This window comes from Afipia massiliensis, assembly GCF_001006325.2.
Classification (GTDB): domain Bacteria; phylum Pseudomonadota; class Alphaproteobacteria; order Rhizobiales; family Xanthobacteraceae; genus Afipia; species Afipia massiliensis_A.
Genome location: NZ_LBIA02000001.1, coordinates 3,316,676 through 3,334,993, shown reverse-complemented (window position 1 = coordinate 3,334,993; position 18,318 = coordinate 3,316,676). Strand labels below are relative to the sequence as shown.

Annotated in this window: 17 protein-coding genes; 6 read left to right on the top strand and 11 right to left on the bottom strand. The window is 61.4% G+C overall.

The window, feature by feature from the left end:
• Positions 1-57 precede the first annotated feature (57 nt).
• The 3 genes from YH63_RS16070 to YH63_RS16060 all read left to right on the top strand — a co-directional run bounded on the left by YH63_RS16070 (position 58) and on the right by YH63_RS16060 (position 2,705).
• Positions 58-813, top strand: coding sequence for a glycerophosphodiester phosphodiesterase (locus YH63_RS16070; RefSeq protein WP_046826734.1), 756 nt, complete (start codon positions 58-60; stop codon positions 811-813).
• A 101-nt stretch (positions 814-914) separates the two neighbouring features.
• Positions 915-2,087, top strand: a complete 1,173-nt coding sequence (locus tag YH63_RS16065; protein WP_046826735.1) for a GNAT family N-acetyltransferase — start codon at positions 915-917, stop codon at positions 2,085-2,087.
• 192 nt (positions 2,088-2,279) lie between these two features.
• Positions 2,280-2,705: an HIT family protein gene (locus YH63_RS16060; RefSeq protein ID WP_046826736.1), complete on the top strand. Its 426-nt coding sequence runs from the start codon at positions 2,280-2,282 to the stop codon at positions 2,703-2,705.
• Positions 2,706-2,721: 16 nt separating this feature from the next.
• On the opposite strand, the gene YH63_RS16055 is transcribed toward YH63_RS16060, so the two are convergent.
• From YH63_RS16055 to YH63_RS16045, 3 genes are all read right to left on the bottom strand, one after another.
• On the bottom strand, positions 2,722-3,066 hold the full coding sequence (locus tag YH63_RS16055) for an AzlD domain-containing protein (RefSeq protein WP_046826737.1): 345 nt from the start codon (positions 3,064-3,066) through the stop codon (positions 2,722-2,724).
• Entirely contained in the window at positions 3,063-3,800 is a 738-nt protein-coding gene (locus YH63_RS16050) for an AzlC family ABC transporter permease (protein WP_046829464.1), read from the bottom strand. Before YH63_RS16050 ends, YH63_RS16055 begins: the two co-directional genes overlap by 4 nt.
• Positions 3,801-4,316: 516 nt before the next feature.
• On the bottom strand, positions 4,317-5,312 hold the full coding sequence (locus YH63_RS16045; protein ID WP_137325219.1) for a lytic transglycosylase domain-containing protein: 996 nt from the start codon (positions 5,310-5,312) through the stop codon (positions 4,317-4,319).
• 292 nt (positions 5,313-5,604) lie between these two features.
• Here YH63_RS16045 and YH63_RS16040 point away from each other — a divergent pair, with 292 nt between their 5' ends.
• Positions 5,605-5,973 carry a hypothetical protein gene (locus tag YH63_RS16040; RefSeq protein WP_046826738.1) on the top strand — a complete coding sequence of 123 codons (369 nt, stop codon included), beginning with the start codon at positions 5,605-5,607 and terminating at the stop codon, positions 5,971-5,973.
• Between the two features lie 70 nt (positions 5,974-6,043).
• Here YH63_RS16040 and clpA read toward each other — a convergent pair whose 3' ends face one another.
• Positions 6,044-8,452 carry an ATP-dependent Clp protease ATP-binding subunit ClpA gene (gene clpA, locus YH63_RS16035; protein ID WP_137325218.1) on the bottom strand — a complete coding sequence of 803 codons (2,409 nt, stop codon included), beginning with the start codon at positions 8,450-8,452 and terminating at the stop codon, positions 6,044-6,046.
• A 120-nt stretch (positions 8,453-8,572) separates the two neighbouring features.
• A complete protein-coding gene (gene clpS / locus YH63_RS16030) occupies positions 8,573-8,905 on the bottom strand; it encodes an ATP-dependent Clp protease adapter ClpS (RefSeq protein ID WP_046829466.1) in 333 nt (110 codons plus the stop codon).
• A gap of 667 nt (positions 8,906-9,572) precedes the next feature.
• On the opposite strand from clpS, the gene YH63_RS16025 reads away from it, so the two are divergent.
• Positions 9,573-10,928: a TadE/TadG family type IV pilus assembly protein gene (locus tag YH63_RS16025; RefSeq protein ID WP_046826740.1), complete on the top strand. Its 1,356-nt coding sequence runs from the start codon at positions 9,573-9,575 to the stop codon at positions 10,926-10,928.
• Between the two features lie 75 nt (positions 10,929-11,003).
• Here YH63_RS16025 and YH63_RS16020 read toward each other — a convergent pair whose 3' ends face one another.
• Positions 11,004-11,336 (bottom strand): phasin family protein, encoded by a 333-nt coding sequence (locus tag YH63_RS16020; RefSeq protein WP_046826741.1) that lies wholly within the window; start codon positions 11,334-11,336, stop codon positions 11,004-11,006.
• A 401-nt stretch (positions 11,337-11,737) separates the two neighbouring features.
• Here YH63_RS16020 and YH63_RS16015 point away from each other — a divergent pair, with 401 nt between their 5' ends.
• The gene (locus tag YH63_RS16015; RefSeq protein WP_046826742.1) at positions 11,738-13,690 is read left to right on the top strand and encodes a D-alanyl-D-alanine carboxypeptidase; all 1,953 of its coding nucleotides are present in this window, start codon (positions 11,738-11,740) and stop codon (positions 13,688-13,690) included.
• Positions 13,691-13,982: 292 nt separating this feature from the next.
• Here YH63_RS16015 and YH63_RS16010 read toward each other — a convergent pair whose 3' ends face one another.
• The 5 genes from YH63_RS16010 to YH63_RS15990 all read right to left on the bottom strand — a co-directional run bounded on the left by YH63_RS16010 (position 13,983) and on the right by YH63_RS15990 (position 18,190).
• Positions 13,983-14,717, bottom strand: coding sequence for a DnaJ domain-containing protein (locus tag YH63_RS16010; protein WP_046826743.1), 735 nt, complete (start codon positions 14,715-14,717; stop codon positions 13,983-13,985).
• Positions 14,718-14,882: 165 nt separating this feature from the next.
• Positions 14,883-15,626: a hypothetical protein gene (locus tag YH63_RS16005; protein ID WP_046826744.1), complete on the bottom strand. Its 744-nt coding sequence runs from the start codon at positions 15,624-15,626 to the stop codon at positions 14,883-14,885.
• Positions 15,627-15,719: 93 nt separating this feature from the next.
• The gene (locus YH63_RS16000) at positions 15,720-15,902 is read right to left on the bottom strand and encodes a hypothetical protein (RefSeq protein WP_046826745.1); all 183 of its coding nucleotides are present in this window, start codon (positions 15,900-15,902) and stop codon (positions 15,720-15,722) included.
• Positions 15,903-16,056: 154 nt separating this feature from the next.
• A complete protein-coding gene (locus YH63_RS15995; protein ID WP_046826746.1) occupies positions 16,057-16,935 on the bottom strand; it encodes an alpha/beta fold hydrolase in 879 nt (292 codons plus the stop codon).
• A 334-nt stretch (positions 16,936-17,269) separates the two neighbouring features.
• Positions 17,270-18,190, bottom strand: coding sequence for a division plane positioning ATPase MipZ (locus YH63_RS15990; protein WP_046826747.1), 921 nt, complete (start codon positions 18,188-18,190; stop codon positions 17,270-17,272).
• Positions 18,191-18,318: the final 128 nt, after the last annotated feature.

The window sequence follows — 18,318 nt, the reverse complement described above, 5'->3', positions numbered from 1 at the left end:
GATCCCGAAAAGTGGGCACCGGTTTTCGGACAAGATCATGCTCAAGATAGTAAGCTAATGGCTGCGCGTGCACCCGGCTGGCTGACGGCGCGGCCGATCGCCCATCGCGGCCTGCACGATCGCACGCGCGGCATTATTGAAAACATGCCATCGGCGATCGACGCTGCGGTCGCCGACAACTTTGCCATCGAGGTTGACCTTCAGCCATCGGCTGACTTTGAGGCGATGGTGCATCACGATTATGAGCTGGGCCGCCTCACCCAGGGGGCCGGCGAGTTGCTTTCGCTCACCGCGGATCAACTCAAGCAGGTTGGATTCAAGCACACGTCCGATCACATGATGACGCTCGGCGATCTCTGCGCGCGTGTCGCAGGGCGCGTGCCGCTGGTGCTGGAGATCAAGAGCCGGTTCAACGGCGACCGGCGGCTGGTGACCCGGATGGCGGAGGTGCTGGCGTCCTACACCGGCCCGGTGGCGGCGATGTCGTTCGACCCCGATCAGGTGACTGCGATCCGCGATCTGATGCCGGACCTCACGCGCGGCATTGTCGCGGAACGCCACTACACCGACGGCGAATGGAAGCAGTTGCCGCCCGGAAAAATCCGCGAGATGACCGGCCTGCGCCACGGCTTCCGCACGCAACCCCATTTTGTCAGCTATCGGGTCGACGATTTGCCCGCGCCTGCGCCATGGATTGCGCGCAACGTCTTCGGTTGTGCGCTCATTACATGGACTGTGCGCACGCCGGAACAGCGCGTACGAACTGCACGTTACGCCGACCAGATGACCTTCGAAGGTTTCATCCCGGAGTAAGCCGAAAGGCGCGATGCCAGAGACTTGAAGTCATCCGCACGAACGCCGATCTATACTGCTGAACGGTTTCGGTTTTCTCTCGGCCACGGTGCGCCTTCCCTTTGACGGATTCCTGCGAGATCACGCTTGAAGCGGTATCCTCGATCGGCCAGATCCCGGCCGGCGAATGGAACGCCTGCGCCAATACAGATGGCGCATACAATCCCTTTGTCTCACACGCCTTTTTTGCAGCTTTGGAAACGTCGGGCTCAGCGATCGCGCGGACCGGCTGGGCGCCGCGTCATCTGGTGGCGCGCATCGCGGGCGACGTCGTGGGCGTCGTCCCCTGCTACCTGAAAAATCACTCGCAAGGTGAGTATGTGTTCGATCACGGCTGGGCCGATGCCTATGCGCGGGCCGGCGGCAGCTATTATCCAAAGCTGCAGGCGTCCGTTCCGTTCACGCCTGCAACCGGGCCTCGCCTGCTGGTGCGTCCGGGTGACGAGGCTGCACGCGTGCGCGAACACCTCGCGGCCGGACTGATCGCGCTGTGCGGCGCGACCCACGCATCGTCCGTCCACGTCACTTTCGCGCAGGAAGACGAATGGGCGTTTCTTGCCAAACAGGGATTCCTGCAACGCACCGACCAGCAGTTCCACTGGCGCAACGAAGGCTACGGGACGTTCGAGGATTTCCTCGCGACCCTCGCCTCGCGCCATCGCAAGGGCATCCGCCGCGAGCGCCGCGAGGCGCTGGCGAACGGCATCACCATTCATCCCCTGACCGGCAGCGACATCACACCGGATGCGTGGGACGCATTCTTCGAGTTCTACATGGAGACCGGGTCGCGCAAATGGGGGCGGCCTTATCTCACCCGCGCGTTCTACGACATGGTCGGCGAGACCATGGCGAAAGACGTGCTGCTGGTGATGGCAAAGCGCGACGGCAAATGGATCGCAGGCGCGATCAATTTCATCGGCTCCGATACGTTGTTCGGGCGCCACTGGGGCGCAATCGAGCATCATCCATTTCTGCACTTCGAGGTCTGCTACTATCAGGCCATCGACTTCGCGATCCGGCGCGGATTGAAGCGTGTCGAGGCCGGCGCGCAGGGTGAGCACAAGATCGACCGCGGCTACCTGCCGCAAACCACCTACTCCGCGCATTACATCGCCGACCCGTCGCTGCGCCGCGCTATCCGCGATTATCTCGCGCGTGAGCGAACCTACGTGCAGGAAGCCGTCCGGGAACTGACCGACGCCGGGCCGTTTCGCAAGGTGGACGGGGAAGACTAACCGGCTGGCGTTGTGACCACGCGGCAATCGGCCTAACGCGACTTGACGGGCCTCACCGACGGCATCGACGAGATTGCGACCGGAATCCCCGAGCGCACAGTGGATTCCTGAGATGCGCACCGCTCACACAACCCGGCTTGACCGCGCCGCGCCGGGCGGCGATTGTGACCCGCAACTTTTCCGGGACCGACCATGACCGCATACGACTCCAACAATATCTTCGCAAAAATCCTGCGCGGGGAAATCCCCTGTCACAAAGTCTATGAGGACGAACACACCTTCGCTTTCATGGACATCATGCCGCGCTGTCCCGGACATACCCTGGTGATCCCGAAGGAGCCGGCCCGCAACATTCTCGACATCTCGCCGGAGAGCTTCGCCCATGTCGCGCGGACGGCGAAGAAAATCGCGGTTGCAGGCATGAAGGCCTTCAAGGCTGACGGGATTACCCTGCAGCAATTCAGCGAACCGGCCAGCGGCCAGGTCGTCTATCATCTTCACATGCACGTCATGCCGCGCGTCGAAGGCGTTGTGCTGCTTCCTCCTGCGACCCGCAAGGAAGACGTCAAGGTGCTGGAAGATCACGCCACGCGGCTGATCGCGGCGCTCAAGGACTAAGCCGCAAAGCGCAGGCTCAGCCCATCCACCACTTGCCCGCGAGCACGACGATTTCACCGGCGATGACGCCGGCGAAAACCGATTTGCGCATCGCCAGATAGACGCCAAACCCGACGGCGGCAGCGCCATACCGCACGATGTCCGGCACCGTCGCCAGCGCGCCGGGCGGTGAAATCAGGATCTGCGCGATGACGCCGGCGAGGATCGCGGCAGCGACCGCCCTCACCCAGACCAGGAATTCAGAACCTTCGTCGATGCCGCCGCCGACCACGAGGCCAAGCGCCCGCCAGACCTCGTTCGACAGGAAGCCCGCGAACAACAGCAGCGCGATGGCGTGCGAATCTCCAAGCAGACCGCTCATGCGCGCCTCCTTAAGCGATGGACGCCATAGGAAATCGTGCCGGCAGTCAGGCCGCAGATCATGATGTCGACACCGGTGTGGAGCAGCTGCACCAGCGGATAGAGCGCCAGCCCGAGCGCCAGCGCCAGCTTGTCCACCAGCTTGTGCGCATTCCGGGCGGTGGACAGCAGGAACGTCAGCGGCGTCAGTGCGAGAATCCCCGCGGCCAGGATGGGCGGCAGGCTTGCCGCCAGCCCGTATCCGAGAATGGTCGCCACGCAACTCAGAAACACCAGCCCGCCGCCAAGCCCGTTCACGAATGCGATCCGCCGTTCGCGCGGCACGTGTGGCAACAGGCGAAAGCTCTCGACCCAGACGGTCACCGCCACCAAATGCGCCGGCAGCGCGAGCTGACGCATTTTCGTTTGCGGCGTGCGCAGCATCGGCAAGACCGAGACCACCATCGGCAGCAGGCGGATCGCGCTGATGGTCACCGCCAGAGCCGATTCCAGCAGCGTCGCTCCGGCATGGGAGGTCGAGATCAGGATGATTTGCGCAGGGCCGGCCCAGACCAGAACCGTGGTGGCGAGCGCCCAGCCGAGCGTGAAGCCTGTGTCATGGGCGAATGCACCCACCCCGATGAAGGTGCCGAACAGCACCAGCGCCAGAATCGACGACAGCGCGGATTTCACCCCGAACGCGAATGCTGCGAGCGGGCTGTGCCATTTCGGAGAATCAAGGGCTGGAAGTGCCAAGGGGTGCAACACCGGATGAATCGCTTGATTCATCTCGCGGGTGAAATGCCCCCCTCGTCAAGGGACCGAGGCCGCCAATTTCGGGAGGCCGGACCGCTAAAACGCGGCAACTTGCAAGGGTGCGCGCCGCCAGTCGACGCGCGCCGCCGAATGGTGACTGCGACGTACCGCGGCAAGAGATCAGATCGACGGCTCGCGCGCGGACGACGACAGCGAACCGAGAACGCACAAGGCTGCGAATGCAATACCGATAATCCCAAACGTCAGCACGACGGCCTCCTCACAGATTGCCGCGAAAAATTTCGCTGCATCCGGTCAGATGATTGGAAAACGGTTTCACAAAACTTAAACGAAAAACGTCATGACCGCGTTAGCATTTCGTTGAGCATAAATCTTGCCGCACAGATTCAAATAATGCCTGCAAATATTGGGTTTCTTTTGCAATCAATTGATCTGCGACGTTAACCGTTCCAAGAGATTTCCGGAATTTTCGCCCGCGTTCAGTACCGGCGCCGGTTAACCACGCCCCTGCGCGTTCTTCAGCACGATGCACGCCTGCCCTGCCCGCCGGATGCGGTCGCACAATTCGTTGGCGGCGGCGCGCGTGTCGGCTCCCACACGCACCTGATAGAACGGCCGCGTGCCGCGACTGCGGAAGATCGAGCTCAAGAGACTGGGATCGCGATCTCCGATGATCGCACTCAGACGCTTCATGGAGCGGGCATACATCGCGAGCGCCCTGTCACGCGAGAATCCGGCGGCGAGCTGAACACCCCATGCCATTGCCGCACCGAGCTTCACCCGCTGCTCCAGTTCGGCGATGAACGGGTTTGGCGCACGTTTCAGCAGCGCCATGAGTTCGCGGCAACCTGTCGGCGGGGCGCGGTCCTTGACCGCGCCGTTCTTCCCGGCGGCGGCCCAGTCATCGACCGGCGTGCCGGTGATCGCATAAACATAGTTCCGCGTCTCGGAGGGCATGTAGCCGGTGCCCGCCAGCCATTCCTGCACCCGGCGAGGCCCCGCATTGTAGGCCGCCGCAGCAAGGCCGAGATTGCCGAACTGTTCGCGCAGCTCTTTCAGGAATTCCGCCGACTTAGGTAGAGCCTGCACGGGATCGAATGGGTCGAGCAGCCGGCGCTCGTTCGCGGTGCCGGGCATGAATTGCGCAACGCCCTGCGCGCGCTGACCGCTGCGTGTGAGCGGCCCCACCGCATCCGGCTGAAACCGGCTCTCCTGCCAGATCACGCGCGCAAAGAATTCCAGCGGCAGGTTATGAGCGGTCGCCGCGGATTCGATCATCAGGCACATCGCCTCGCGTGCATTGGCCTCCTTTGCATCGGCAGCTGGTGGCGGCACCTCGGCAGCAGGTTTTGTTTCGGTGGCAGCGGGAGGAGTTGGCGGACTTTCCTGACCTTGAGTCTTAGGTTCGGATGCCTCCTGCGGAGTGTGTGGCTTCGCTGTGGGCGCAGGGTCATCACCACGCGCCACATGAACCTTCGCCGTCAGCATCATGCTGACAGCCAGGCACAGTGTCCAACGCAACGGGAACCGTCGTCTCATCACCACCAACTGCCACACGACGATGTCGAAAAGCGGATCAAGCAAGGAGACGACACAAGCAGGTTTCGGAAAATCGCGACCATCACAGAACTTGCCGTGGATCGCTTATCCATCGGATGAGAACTGTCGCTCATCTCGCACGCCTATGCGCTGGTTCGTTTACGTTAACGGAGTCTTTCCATCGCTCTTCATAGCCCCCACCGGGCGGCCAGCCTATGGTTAGCAAAGAATGAAGTGTGACGGGATGAGTGACGTGGTCGTGCATATCGAGGCGACGCCGGACGAAGCGATGGATACGCAGTCCGCGGACACTCGCGATCTCGCTTTGCCGGATTCACAGAATGATCTGGAATCTCCCGCACTCGCCGCGGACAGCCATCCCGACCTTCAAATTGATACTCCGCAGGAACTACCCCGCGATGATTTCAAAGAAACAGGCCCGCTCAAACGAGTAAGCCGGGGGCTGCTGAAGCCACTGATCGCCGTGGCGACTGCTCAGTACTTCATTGTCGCCGTGTTGGCCGGATTGGCGGCATGGGCGGTTGCGTCCGAGGCAGGCGAAGCGATCAATGCGAAGCTCGAGCCCCTTCTCACCGCGCTGAAACGTTTCTGATTCTGCACAGAGGCAAAAACCCGGCGATCGTGAGATCGCCGGGTCTTGTTCTGTATCGAATTGGCTCCGCTCAGACCTTCATGAGCGGCGGCTTGGCCGGACCTTTCGGACCATCGCCCCCGCCCTTCGGCTTGCGCGGCGCGGAGCGCTTGCGGGTGCCGGGCAGCTTTTCGGGCTTCGGGGTCACCGGTCCTTCGACGAACTCGAAACCGATCTTCTCGGCGCCCGTTTCGCTCGTCTCGTCCTTCACCAGGACAACGCGGACGTGGCCGCCACCCTTCAGCTTGCCGAACAGCACCTCATCCGCCAAAGGCTTCTTGATGTGCTCCTGAATGACGCGGGCCATCGGCCGCGCACCCATCTGCTCGTCGTAACCTTCCTTCACCAGCCACGCCTTCGCAGGCTCGGACAGTTCAATGGTCACGTCGCGGTCCGCAAGCTGGGCTTCGAGCTGCAGCACGAACTTCTCGACCACCATGCCGATCACATCGGTATTGAGATGCGCGAACGACACGATCGCATCGAGACGGTTGCGGAACTCCGGCGCGAACTGCCGGTTGATCGCCTCCTGATCCTCGCCTTCCCGCTTGCTGCGCGTGAAGCCGAACGCGGCCTTCGCCATGTCGGCAGCGCCCGCGTTGGTCGTCATGATCAGGATGACGTTGCGGAAGTTGACCGACTTGCCGTTGTGATCGGTCAGCTTGCCGTGATCCATGATCTGCAACAGCACGTTGTAGAGATCCGGATGCGCCTTCTCGATTTCGTCGAGCAGCACCACACAGTGCGGATGCTGGTCCACGCCATCGGTCAAGAGACCACCCTGGTCGAAGCCAACGTAGCCCGGAGGCGCGCCGATCAGACGCGACACCGTATGCCGCTCCATGTACTCGGACATATCGAAGCGGATCAGTTCGACGCCCAGCGACGCCGCCAACTGCTTGGCAACCTCAGTCTTGCCCACGCCGGTCGGTCCCGAGAACAGATACGAGCCGATCGGCTTCTCCGGTTCGCGCAGGCCCGCACGGGCGAGCTTGATCGACGCGGCCAAAGCCTCGATGGCCTTCTCCTGACCGAACACGGTCCGCTTCAATGTCGTCTCGAGATGCTTGAGCACCTCGGCGTCGTCCTTGGAGACAGACTTCGGCGGAATCCGCGCCATCGTCGCGATGGTCACTTCGATTTCCTTGATGCCGATGGTCTTCTTGCGCTTGTTCTCCGGCACAAGCATCTGCGCCGCGCCGGATTCGTCGATCACGTCGATCGCCTTGTCCGGCAACTTGCGGTCGTGAATGTAGCGCGCCGACAGGTTCACCGCCGCCTCGATGGCGTCGTTGGTGTACTTCAGCTTGTGATATTCCTCGAAATACGGCTTGAGGCCCTTGAGGATGCCAATGGCGTCTTCAACGGTCGGCTCGTTGACGTCGATCTTCTGGAACCGCCGCACCAGCGCGCGATCCTTCTCGAAGTGCTGCCGGTATTCCTTGTAGGTGGTCGACCCCATGCAGCGGATCGTGCCGGACGCCAGCGCGGGCTTCAGCAGGTTGGACGCATCCATCGCGCCGCCGGAGGTTGCGCCTGCGCCGATCACGGTGTGGATTTCGTCGATGAACAGGATCGCATTCGGGTGCGCTTCCAGTTCCTTGATGACCTGCTTGAGGCGCTCTTCGAAATCGCCGCGATAGCGCGTGCCCGCGAGCAGCGTGCCCATGTCGAGCGAGAACACGGTGGACGCTGCCAGCACTTCCGGCACTTCGCTATCGACGATGCGCTTGGCAAGACCTTCCGCGATCGCAGTTTTTCCGACGCCTGCTTCGCCGACGAACAGCGGATTGTTCTTCTGACGGCGGCACAGCACCTGGATGGCACGGTTGATTTCCGCGTGCCGACCGATAACGGGATCGATCTTGCCGTCGCGCGCCTTCTTGTTGAGGTTGACGCAATAGGTTTCGAGCGCCTCACCCTTCTTCTTGGAATCGTCGTTGCCCTTGGTGTCGGCTTCCTCGTCGACGCCGCGCACCGGCCGCGCCTCGGAGACGCCGGGCCGCTTGGCGATGCCATGGCTGATGTAGTTCACCGCGTCATAGCGCGTCATATCCTGCTCCTGCAGGAAATACGCCGCATGGCTCTCGCGCTCCGCGAAGATCGCGATCAGCACGTTGGCGCCGGTGACCTCTTCGCGGCCGGACGACTGGACGTGAATCACCGCGCGCTGAACGACGCGCTGGAACCCGGCGGTCGGCTTGGCGTCGTCGGAGCCTTCGGCGACCAGATTCTCAAATTCGGTTTCGAGGTAGTTGACGAGGCTGCCGCGCAACTTGTCGAGGTCGACGCTGCATGCACGCATCACGGCGGCGGCGTCCGAGTCGTCGATCAACGAAAGCAGCAGATGCTCAAGCGTCGCGTACTGGTGGTGGCGCTCGTTCGCGATCGCCAACGCACGGTGCAGGGATTGCTCAAGGCTCTGAGAGAAAGTCGGCATTCGCGTCCCTTATGGCCCCCGCCACTTCACTGATCGTCTGTAGTGATCGTCCGTCGTCTGGGTCCAGTTGATCAATTCTCGTCGCCTCACCCGGTTCCCACGCCGAACGAGACTCAAATGCTACTTCTTTTCCATCACGCATTGCAAAGGATGTTGATGTTTTCGCGCAAAGTCCATGACCTGCGTCACCTTGGTTTCCGCGATCTCATACGTAAAAACGCCACACTCGCCGATGCCGTGGTGATGCACATGCAACATGATCGTTGTCGCGGCTTCAACGTCCTTGTTGAAGAATTTCTCTAGAACATGAACGACGAACTCCATTGGAGTGTAGTCGTCGTTCAGGATCAGGACGCGGTAGAGGTTTGGACGTTTGGTCTTTGGCTTGACCTTGGTGATGACGGACGTGCCAGGACCGCCCCGCCCCTCGTTGCCGTTGTCATCCTTGCTCATGTGCGGGCGAACGCTGGCGGTTTGTTCGCCGGACACCTCAGGCGCCGCGACAGGTTCCGGATATGAAGACGAGTGCAGCATGGCTTGAGAGTTCGAAATTCCCGCAAAAAGCAACATTCCGGCGACGAGACGCCGTCGGATCACATTAACAATATGGGTCGCCGTGCGCCCGCCCGCAAGCATGCCGTTACCGGCTGAAATCGCGCCGGGTGAACCGCACGACACCATTGCGGCAATCGCTGGTGGTTAACAAAAACGCCCAAATTTCACACCAGTTTCGTTATGGGGTGTTGAGGCGCTGTTGACAATACGCACCGATTGAGGGGCTGAAACGGCCATTTTGTGGGGCATTTTACGTAGATTGACCGCAACTTTTACCGCCCCTTCACAGCCCCCTCCTACGACATGGCAGGACCCATTTTTGGTGACTGCCATGAACATTGCATCCATTTTCGGACGTTCCCGCACCTCTGGCCCGGCTTGCGCGGCTGGTGAATCGATAAAATTGGAACGAAGCGGGAAACCCGGCCTTCACCATGAAACAGCGGCGCGTCCATCCGCAGCCGCCTTCGTCTCAGGTGTACCCGTGATTCACCGCAGCATTTTACTACCTCTTCACGCCTGCAGCCTATCCCGCGTCCCAGAGCTTCATTCCTCTGGTGACGTCATGAACGATGCATCGATTTTCAATCGCGCCCGTGGATTGATCGGACGCTTCCGCCACGCGCAGGACGGGAACGTCGCTGTGCTGTTCGGCATCGTAGTCTTGCCGCTGCTGGGCTTCGTCGGCGCTGCGGTCGATTATGCCCGCGTCAGCAATGCCCGCACCGCCATGCAGGCAGCCCTCGATACCGCCGCCCTGATGATTTCCAGGGACGCAACGGGCCTCACCACCGAGCAGATCAGCCAGAAGGCGAACGAATATTTCAAGGCGCTCTACAAGCACCCGGAAGCGCAGAATGTCGTGATAACGGCGACCTATACAAAGAGCGCCCAGGATGGATCCAAGATCGTTCTGACGGGTTCGGCCAACATGAAGACCGAAATCATGAAGGTCGTCGGCTATCCGAATCTCGATTTCGGCACCAGTTCGACGACGGTCTGGGGGAACACCAGGATGCGCGTCGCCATGGCGCTGGACATCACCGGATCGATGAACAGCGCCGGCAAGCTCGACGCCATGAAAAAGGCAGCCAAGGGTCTGGTGGACACACTCAAGACGTCGTCGAAGACTGTCGACGATGTGTATCTGTCAATCATCCCCTTCAACGTGATGGTCAATGTCGGCACCGCCAACAAGAACGCGACCTGGCTTGACTGGGATACAAGCTATGGCAGTTGCAGCCAGTCGTCCAAGACCACGAAGAGTTCGTGTGTCGCTGCCGGCAAGGTATGGACTGCCAGCAATCTCAACAACTGGAAAGGTTGCGTGACGGACCGCACCCAATCTTATGACACGACGAAGGACGCGCCGACCACCGCTACCCCGGCGACCCTGTTTCTTGGCGAGAGTTATAACGCCTGCGGCTCGTCGATCCTGCCGATGATGTCAGTGTTTAACGCGAACGAATCCGACGGATCGACGGACGACAGCACCATCAAGGGCAAGATCAACAACCTCGTCGCGTCCGGCAACACCAACCAGGGCATCGGCATGCACTGGGCGTGGATGCTGCTGCAATCGACAGATCCGTTCCCGACACCTGCCAAGGATTCGAACTACAAATATACCGATGCGATCATCCTGCTTTCGGATGGAGAGAATACGCAAAATCGCTGGTACTCGTCGGCATCGCAGATCGATGCGCGGCAGAAAATTCTCTGCGACAATATCAAGAACAGGGCCAACGGAACGACCTTGATCTACACCATTCAGGTCAACACCGATGGCGGCCCGGAATCCTCGGTTCTGAAATACTGCGCCGACGCCGGTAATTTCTACTCATCGACCAGCGCAAGCGGCATCGCAGCCGCGTTCGATTCAATCGGAAACTCGCTGACGAAACTGCGCATCGCCAAGTAACGAACGGCGGATTGTCCACCGCAATAAAAAAGCCCGGCGTTGAGCCGGGCTTTTCTGTTGGTCGAGAGCCTTGAATTAGTGAGTGGTCGCCTTCACGACGGCGTTCTCGAAAGGCTTGAAAGCCTGCTTGGCGAGGTCGGTGTAAAGCTCGCCGATCTTCTGCGACTCGGCCACGAACGTCTCGTAAGACGTCTTGGCGTATTCGGTCTGCAGTTCGATGGCTTTTTCGATCGACTTCACGCCCGACAGCTTCTCGACGAAGCTCTTGGTGTCTTCGAACGACTTCTTGGCGTACTCGCCGTAGGCAGTCGCAATCGACTGAAGACCGCTCGAGAAGGTGTTGGCGGATGCAACCGCGGCGTCGAACTGCTCTTTGCCGTACTGCTGAAACTCTTCAACCTTGACCATTTACCGGTATCCTTTTCCCAGACTGTTGACCTGCACGCGCCGGAGAGATGCCCGGCTCCCTAACCACGACTTTGGTAGTAGTGCAACGCACAATAAAAGTCAAGAATCTTGTGCGTCGCACAATCGTCTTAAATCTGAGACAAAACCTGCCAACGTCGGAAACCCTTGCTTAACCCTTTCGAAACCGTCGCCACCTAATTTGATTCCCTGCGCTTTTCGCATTTTCCGACGAATACGAAAAGCTGCGCGGTTCCAATACCTTAGCCGGATCGCCGACTGTCCGGCACCGGCCCATTGGAGCCGCTGCTTCGCGTGGACGACGCGGCCCGAAGATTGGCCGCGGCCGGACCAAATTTGGCCTCAGAACGAGGCGAATAACTGGGAATCGGACGGGGAAATTCATGCTTGGGGTCAAATCGTCAGCGTCTCTGCGCGCGCTCCGCCTTTGCCTTCTCGGCGTCGCCACCATCTCCGTGGCCGTCACCTTCACGATCGACACTGCAGACGCCCGGCGGCGTCACAAGCAGCGCCACGCTGCGGCATCGAGCTACAGCCCCTCGTTCTCTTCCATCATCGTAGACGCCAATTCCGGCAGCACGCTCCAGGCCACCAGCGCCGACAGCCTGCGCCACCCCGCCTCGCTCACCAAGATCATGACGCTCTACATGCTGTTCGAACGGCTGGAGAGCGGCAAGATGAAGCTCGATACGCCGCTGGACGTGTCGGTCCATGCCTCGCAGCAGGCGCCGACCAAGCTCGGTTTGCGCCCCGGCCAAACGATCCGCGTCGAAGACGCGATCAAGGGCCTCGTGACCCGCTCCGCCAATGACGCCGCCGCAGTGATCGCCGAAGCCATCAGCGGCGACGAGGACGATTTCGCCAAGGCAATGACGCGCAAGGCGCGCGCGCTTGGCATGAGCAAGACGGTTTACAAGAACGCGTCAGGCCTTCCGGACAGCGAGCAGGTCACCACCGCGCGCGATCAGGCCACGCTCGGCCGCGCCATTCAGGACCGCTTTCCGAAATACTATCGCTATTTCGCCACCGAGGCGTTCAACTACAAGGGACGCTCGATCCGCAATCACAACAAGCTGCTCGGCCGCGTCGAAGGCGTGGACGGCATCAAGACCGGTTATACTCGCGCCTCCGGCTTCAACCTCGTCACGTCGATGAAGCGCGGCAATCGCTACGTGGTTGGCGTCGTGATGGGCGGACGCAGCGGCGGTTCGCGCGACGCGATCATGCGCAACCTGCTCGCCGAACATCTCGATGAAGCCGCGACCCGGCGCACCGTTGCCGCCATCACCGAACGCGGCGGCGACACCAAGATCGCCAGCGCAGACGATGCCGATGAGACCGAAGCGAAGCGTCCTGCCCCGATGGTTCAGTCGCAAGGCGCGATCAAGGTTGCTTCCACCACGCCGGAACCCGTTCCGCTTCCCGCGCCGCGCGCAGTGGCGGCAGCTCCAGCTCCCGCGAAACCCGTTGCTGAAGCGCAGGACAAGCCCGCGCCCGCTCCGCTCACCAGCGGCGTGATTTCATCGCCTCTGTCCATTATTCCCGGATCGGCTGAGCCGATGACGCCGGTGCGCGTCAAGACGGTTCAGGTTCGCATGGGACAGACCAAGGTGGCTTCCGCAACGCCCAACGCACCTGCGCCGGTAGCGACCAATGCCATTCCCGCGCCGCGCAGCGCGGATGTCGCGGAAACATCGAAGGCCGTCGTGGCAAAGGCCGAGGTCAAGACCGACGCTCCGGCTGCATCAAAAGCCGAACGCCGTGCAGAACCATGGCCGGCGACTTACGCGCAGGCGCGCAGTGATTTCCCCGCCCCGCTACCCGCCCAGCCCAACACCAGCAACGGCATCGGACAGGGCATTATCGGTTCAGTTCCCGCCTCGTCTTCGGCACCGCAAGCGCAGACGCTGGCCTATGCCGATCCCGCGCGCGGCGCACCGCCCACGACCCTGGGAGCGCAGGCCGTCGCCCTTCAGACATCCGCAGTGCCGCAACAGCAGCCCGCTCCGCAGCCGGTCCAGCAAGCCGCCTTGCCGCCCGCGCAGCCGACGCAGACCATCCAGCACAACGGCGCGATCAAGACCGTCGCCCGCTCGGGCTGGATCATCCAGGTCGGTGCTCTCGAGAGCGAGAGCGAAGCCCGTCAGCGCCTCCACGCGGCGCGCGGCAGCGCAAGCAAGCTCCTCAGCGACGCAGAACAGTTCACGGAGACGGTGTCGAAGGGCAACAAAACGCTCTACCGCGCACGCTTCGCCGGTCTCAATCAGGATTCCGCTGAAGCCGCATGCCGCACGCTGAAGCGTTCCGATATTTCGTGCATTGCCATCAGGAACTGATCGGCCGATCCTAATTCCGGATGAAACAAAGCCCGCGGTTCAGCCGCGGGCTTTTTCTTTGCGCGTGGAGTAGATGTGACGTTCGCGTCTACCTTGCGTGCGTATCGCACCGCAGCTCACGAGGTAACTTTTTTAGGCCGGGCCCGCGCATGCAACCCTTTTTCAAGACTTGGTCTCTAAAACATTAACTGCAGGATCGATCACGCCGGACAACGGCGGGCATCCGCAGGGGCGTTCAACACAGAGGCGGAAAGGCTGCTCGCAGTTTGTAGCGTGATGTTGCGTGCTGGAGTCAGCGATGATTGCGAAGAAGAGTGTCCTTGGCCTCGTTCACACGGGCAGCGAGGTACGTCGAGCCCCCCTGGTCGGGATGAAGTTTCTTCATGAGCCCACGGTGCGCCCGGCTGATCTCATCGCGCCCCGCGCCCGGCTTCAGGCCAAGGATCTGATAGGCCTCCTCCGCCGTCATTTTTCCGCTCGGCGCCGCACGGCGATCCTCGCCTCCACTCCGGCCTGCCCCCTCGCCCTGCGCGTGTTCACGCCAGGCGGGAAACCGGCGATCCAGATAGCTTTCCAGAAGAGCCCAGCTCTCGGCATCAAACCCGCGCGCCAGAGCGATGAGCTCGTCGAGCGTGAAGTCGTCCAGTACGCGCCCCGTTTCGGGGCCGGCGGTAATAAGCCCCTCAAGCACCCCGGTGTCGTGGTCGAGCGTCATCTCTATAAACTGGGATCGTACCTTGGACTTCTGCCCGTTTGATTTCCAAGCGCCGGGGCCGTAGTTGCCCCAGGCCGAACCGAGCTGGGCGCCGAACGGCGACCAGCCGAGCAGACCGGCGCCGAAAATTCCGAGCGGGATCGCCACCGCAAGCTCGCCCCTTGCGCCGATAAACAGCGCCGCGGCCAGCGTCACAATGCCCCCGCCGCCGCGAACGACTTTCGCAAGCCATTTCGGATCGGCGCCCTTGATGATGTTGAGGGCGACGTAGAGCAGCGCGACGGCGACGATGCCTGCGATCAGGGTCGGCATGGGTCAATCAATCTTTGCGTTCAAATACGGCGTCGCGCGCGAGGTGCGGCGAGACCGGCATATGCTTCATGTATGTGTCTAGCGTGCTTTGAGGAACGCGCACATCTGCGAATTTTTGCCGCTGGCCCAGCGGACCGACCCGTGAGCGCAGCAGCCGCGCCTCCGCTATTTCATCTGCCCGAGCAGCGCCGCCGCCCCGGAGGTATTCTTCGCCAGCCGCAGCAGCGCATCGCGCCCGCCGGCCGCATAGGCTGCCGCCGCGCGGAGAAGTTCGCGCAACTGCGCCGCCGAACCCATGTCGAAGCGGCACCACGCGCCGCCCGTCAGCCGCGCGATCTCGCGAAACGCAGCCTCCGCCGCCGGATCATTGCCCTCCTGGAACATGAAGCACGGCACCTTCAGCAGGCCGAGTTCGCCCGCGGTGACGCACAGCGCGTCCACGTTCTCTTCCATCGCGTCGCCAACGAACACAATGGCACGCACGCCCGATGCGACAGCCTCGCGCCGCGCATCGGAAAGTACGCGGCCAAGCTGCGTCTGCCCGCCCCGGCAATCGATTTTGCCCATCAGCGTGGCAAGGTGCGCGGTGTCGGAAATCCACTGGCTGGCGCGGCATTCATTCAGACCGCGATAGTAGACGAGACGAACCGAGAGGCCGCCGATACTGCCCGCCTCGCGGAACATATCCGCCTGAAGCTGGCACGCCATGTCCCAGGTCGGCTGGCGGCTCATCGTGGCATCGAGGGCGAAGACCAGCCGGCCCGAGCCTCCCTTGCCCGGTGTCATCGCACGCGCTTTCGCGACGAACGCCGCGATGTCCGCGGCGGACGTCTGCGTGTCCGGCACAGTGCGGGCGCGGCCTGCGACAGGCTGCTCGCCGGTTTTTGGAATGGTCGGATCGCGCGTCATCTGATCTCGCGGTTGGTTGCGAGTCTTATGTGGAGCGCGACGGACAGTTGGTCAATTCATCGGCTGCGGAAACCTGCCGACGAAGGCTCGTTCCTACTCGATCGGCACCGCGAGCCGTCCGATAAGTTGCGCCACCTCGCGCAGCCGGCGATCGTCATGTTCGGCAACGGCACGCGCCAGACGCGACAGACATTCGTCGTCACTGACGACGGGCGGTAGCCGCGCATCTGCTGACGGCGCGAGCGCGGGAGACTGGGGGAAACCGCTGATGCCCATGACTGTCACCTCATTTGATTGGGTGCTGAAACAAGCAGAAGTCATGCCACCAGTGAATTATGGCGGTTTGAGACAAGTCGGCAGCTATGGAGAGCTCTCACGCGAATGTGCGACAGCCGGAAACAGGTCCGGCGTGAACATCTGCGGTCAAGAGCTAGGGAGTAGGAGCGAACCGGAACTGCGCCACCGAGTCGGGCTTCGGCGCCAACGCCGACGGGCCGGGCTTCGGCACCACGATCTTCTTGGTGTCGACCGGCGCGAGCTTGCTCTCGGTCTCCAGGAACTTGTCGAGGACGCCCTGAATCGATGTCTTCACATTGTCAGGCCCGCGATCGCTCATATCGGTATGCTGGAAACCCGTGTTGACCACGGTAATACCCGACTGCTCGCACGTATCGTCATCAGGCACGACGCCAGGATCGGCCTTGAACACAGGGTCTTTCGAACGGAACGAAAGAATCTTGAACTTGCCGTCGGTGAGGAACGGCACGCGAAGATTATCGAGCGTGACGATCTTCTTCACGTTCTCCGGATGCATCTTGGCGTAGTACATTGAGATGTCGCCGCCATTGGAGTGTCCAACGAGGGTCAAATGATCGTAGTCCGCGTTAGGCTGGATCTTCTGGACCTGCTTCACGGCAAACTCGATGTTCGCCACGCCGCGCTGATAGACCGGCAGGCGTCCGACGTACAGTTCGCCGACCTTGGTGACCAAGGGCGCATCGCTCGCCAGATCGTGCTGAATGCTCGAAACAAAGTATCCGCGAGCAGCGAGCACGTTGGCGAGGAACGAGTACTCGGTGAATTTTACGGTATTGCCGTGATTGACGATCGCCACGGGCAGCGTGAGCATGCCGGCGTTGGCCTGCATCTCCTTGTCGCGGCGCACAGCGATCGCGACTTCAATCGGACGATCACGCGTTGAATCGTAGAACGTCAGCGTCTCGTGACGGATCGCCCATTTGCTCGCAGTGAAGTATGCGACGACAACGATCGCAAACAGACCAAGCAGGATAAAAATTCCGCGCTTCATCTCGCCCTCGAAATTGCCAGGCCGGTCCAAACCCCTCCAGACCGCCCTGTCACAACACAGTGTTTTAGAATCCTTCGTCCTTGTCTAGTTAGATGATGACAGGTTGGCGACAAACCAAGCTTAATTTCCCGACATGTGTCTGACATAGACCAGTTATTTTGTGCAATGCATCAAACATGCCATCGGACCCAAAACGCACCGTTTGGGCTATGGCGCGTAAAGAACCAAGCGCCAAACTCGCAATAAGTTCAGATTTTTCAGCAAAATTTGTGCTTCATCGAATGGAACCGGGCGCAGGAACCCGCCGAAAAACCAAGCTGGCACAGCCCTTAAATTAGGCTGTGAGCCCGTGATTTTCCAGTGGACGGTCGACCTGGGCAAACCATTCGGCCCGGGTCGCAGCCCGGCGGCGGCCCCGCTCATCGATCGGGAGCTTCAGGTGGCGCAGCAGGCTGGTCACCTCCTCGCGGGCGGTCACATGGGCCATGTTCGGGCGGGTACCCAGCGTGGCCTCGTCCAGGTCGTCAAGGGCGGTCAGGCCCCGCGGGAAGAACTCGCGGTAGACCACACGCTCGGCGAAGCCATCGACCGGCCGGAAACCGAGCCGGAACGAGAGCTGGTCGAGCCCCTCCGCGATGAGCTGCTTGTTGCGGGAGCCCAGCATCGACAGGCGGTTTCGCACAACGATCCAGTCGGTGGTCGCGCCATCGAGATCGCGGCGCTGCTTGCGCGCCACCTTCACCATGGTCGCGTAGTGGCTTTCGCCGATCACGGAGTAAGTCGCCGGATCGACCGAGCCAAGCACGTCGAAATCCAGAAAGCTGTCGTTTATCGGCGTCACCAGCGTATCCGCCATCGAATGCGCCAGACGCATCAGGTAGCTGTCGGTGCCCGGCGTATCGATCACGATGAAGTCGTAGGTCCGCTCCACCGCGCTGACCGCCGCCGAGAACTGCTCGAACTCCGACATCTCGTTGTCGTCGATCTGCATGCTGGAGCCCAGAGCAACACAGCAGTGGTGCGGCACCTCAAGAGAGAGCCCGGTGCGCTGGGCCCAGGCGCGGCGATTCTCGATGTAGCGGGTGAAGCTCTTCTGACGGGAATCGAGGTCGATGGTGGCAACGCGCTGCCCGGCCTTCAGCAGCGCGACCGCAACGTGAAGCGCAGTGGTGGACTTGCCCGACCCACCCTTCTCGTTGCCGAGCACGACGACATGCGCCGACCCGGACTGCCCCTGACTCGTCTGCAATAGCATGCAAATCCCCTGTGGATATCTTCAGCCAAGCCCAGAAAGAATCAAGTGAAATTCCGATGGGCTCCGCGTTCATGATGAATCCGCCGACCGGTGATGCAGACGGCCGCGCGTGGTCGTTGGCGCGCACC

Coding starts and splice junctions, on each gene's coding strand:
- YH63_RS16020 (WP_046826741.1), bottom strand. CDS start 11,336: ATGGTCAAGGTTGAAGAGTTTCAGCAGTACGGCAAAGAGCAGTTCGAC.
- YH63_RS16070 (WP_046826734.1), top strand. CDS start 58: ATGGCTGCGCGTGCACCCGGCTGGCTGACGGCGCGGCCGATCGCCCAT.
- clpA (WP_137325218.1), bottom strand. CDS start 8,452: ATGCCGACTTTCTCTCAGAGCCTTGAGCAATCCCTGCACCGTGCGTTG.
- YH63_RS16055 (WP_046826737.1), bottom strand. CDS start 3,066: ATGAGCGGTCTGCTTGGAGATTCGCACGCCATCGCGCTGCTGTTGTTC.
- YH63_RS16040 (WP_046826738.1), top strand. CDS start 5,605: ATGAGTGACGTGGTCGTGCATATCGAGGCGACGCCGGACGAAGCGATG.
- YH63_RS16025 (WP_046826740.1), top strand. CDS start 9,573: ATGAACGATGCATCGATTTTCAATCGCGCCCGTGGATTGATCGGACGC.
- YH63_RS16060 (WP_046826736.1), top strand. CDS start 2,280: ATGACCGCATACGACTCCAACAATATCTTCGCAAAAATCCTGCGCGGG.
- clpS (WP_046829466.1), bottom strand. CDS start 8,905: ATGAGCAAGGATGACAACGGCAACGAGGGGCGGGGCGGTCCTGGCACG.
- YH63_RS15990 (WP_046826747.1), bottom strand. CDS start 18,190: ATGCTATTGCAGACGAGTCAGGGGCAGTCCGGGTCGGCGCATGTCGTC.
- YH63_RS16000 (WP_046826745.1), bottom strand. CDS start 15,902: ATGGGCATCAGCGGTTTCCCCCAGTCTCCCGCGCTCGCGCCGTCAGCA.
- YH63_RS15995 (WP_046826746.1), bottom strand. CDS start 16,935: ATGAAGCGCGGAATTTTTATCCTGCTTGGTCTGTTTGCGATCGTTGTC.
- YH63_RS16015 (WP_046826742.1), top strand. CDS start 11,738: ATGCTTGGGGTCAAATCGTCAGCGTCTCTGCGCGCGCTCCGCCTTTGC.
- YH63_RS16010 (WP_046826743.1), bottom strand. CDS start 14,717: ATGCCGACCCTGATCGCAGGCATCGTCGCCGTCGCGCTGCTCTACGTC.
- YH63_RS16045 (WP_137325219.1), bottom strand. CDS start 5,312: ATGATGCTGACGGCGAAGGTTCATGTGGCGCGTGGTGATGACCCTGCG.
- YH63_RS16005 (WP_046826744.1), bottom strand. CDS start 15,626: ATGACGCGCGATCCGACCATTCCAAAAACCGGCGAGCAGCCTGTCGCA.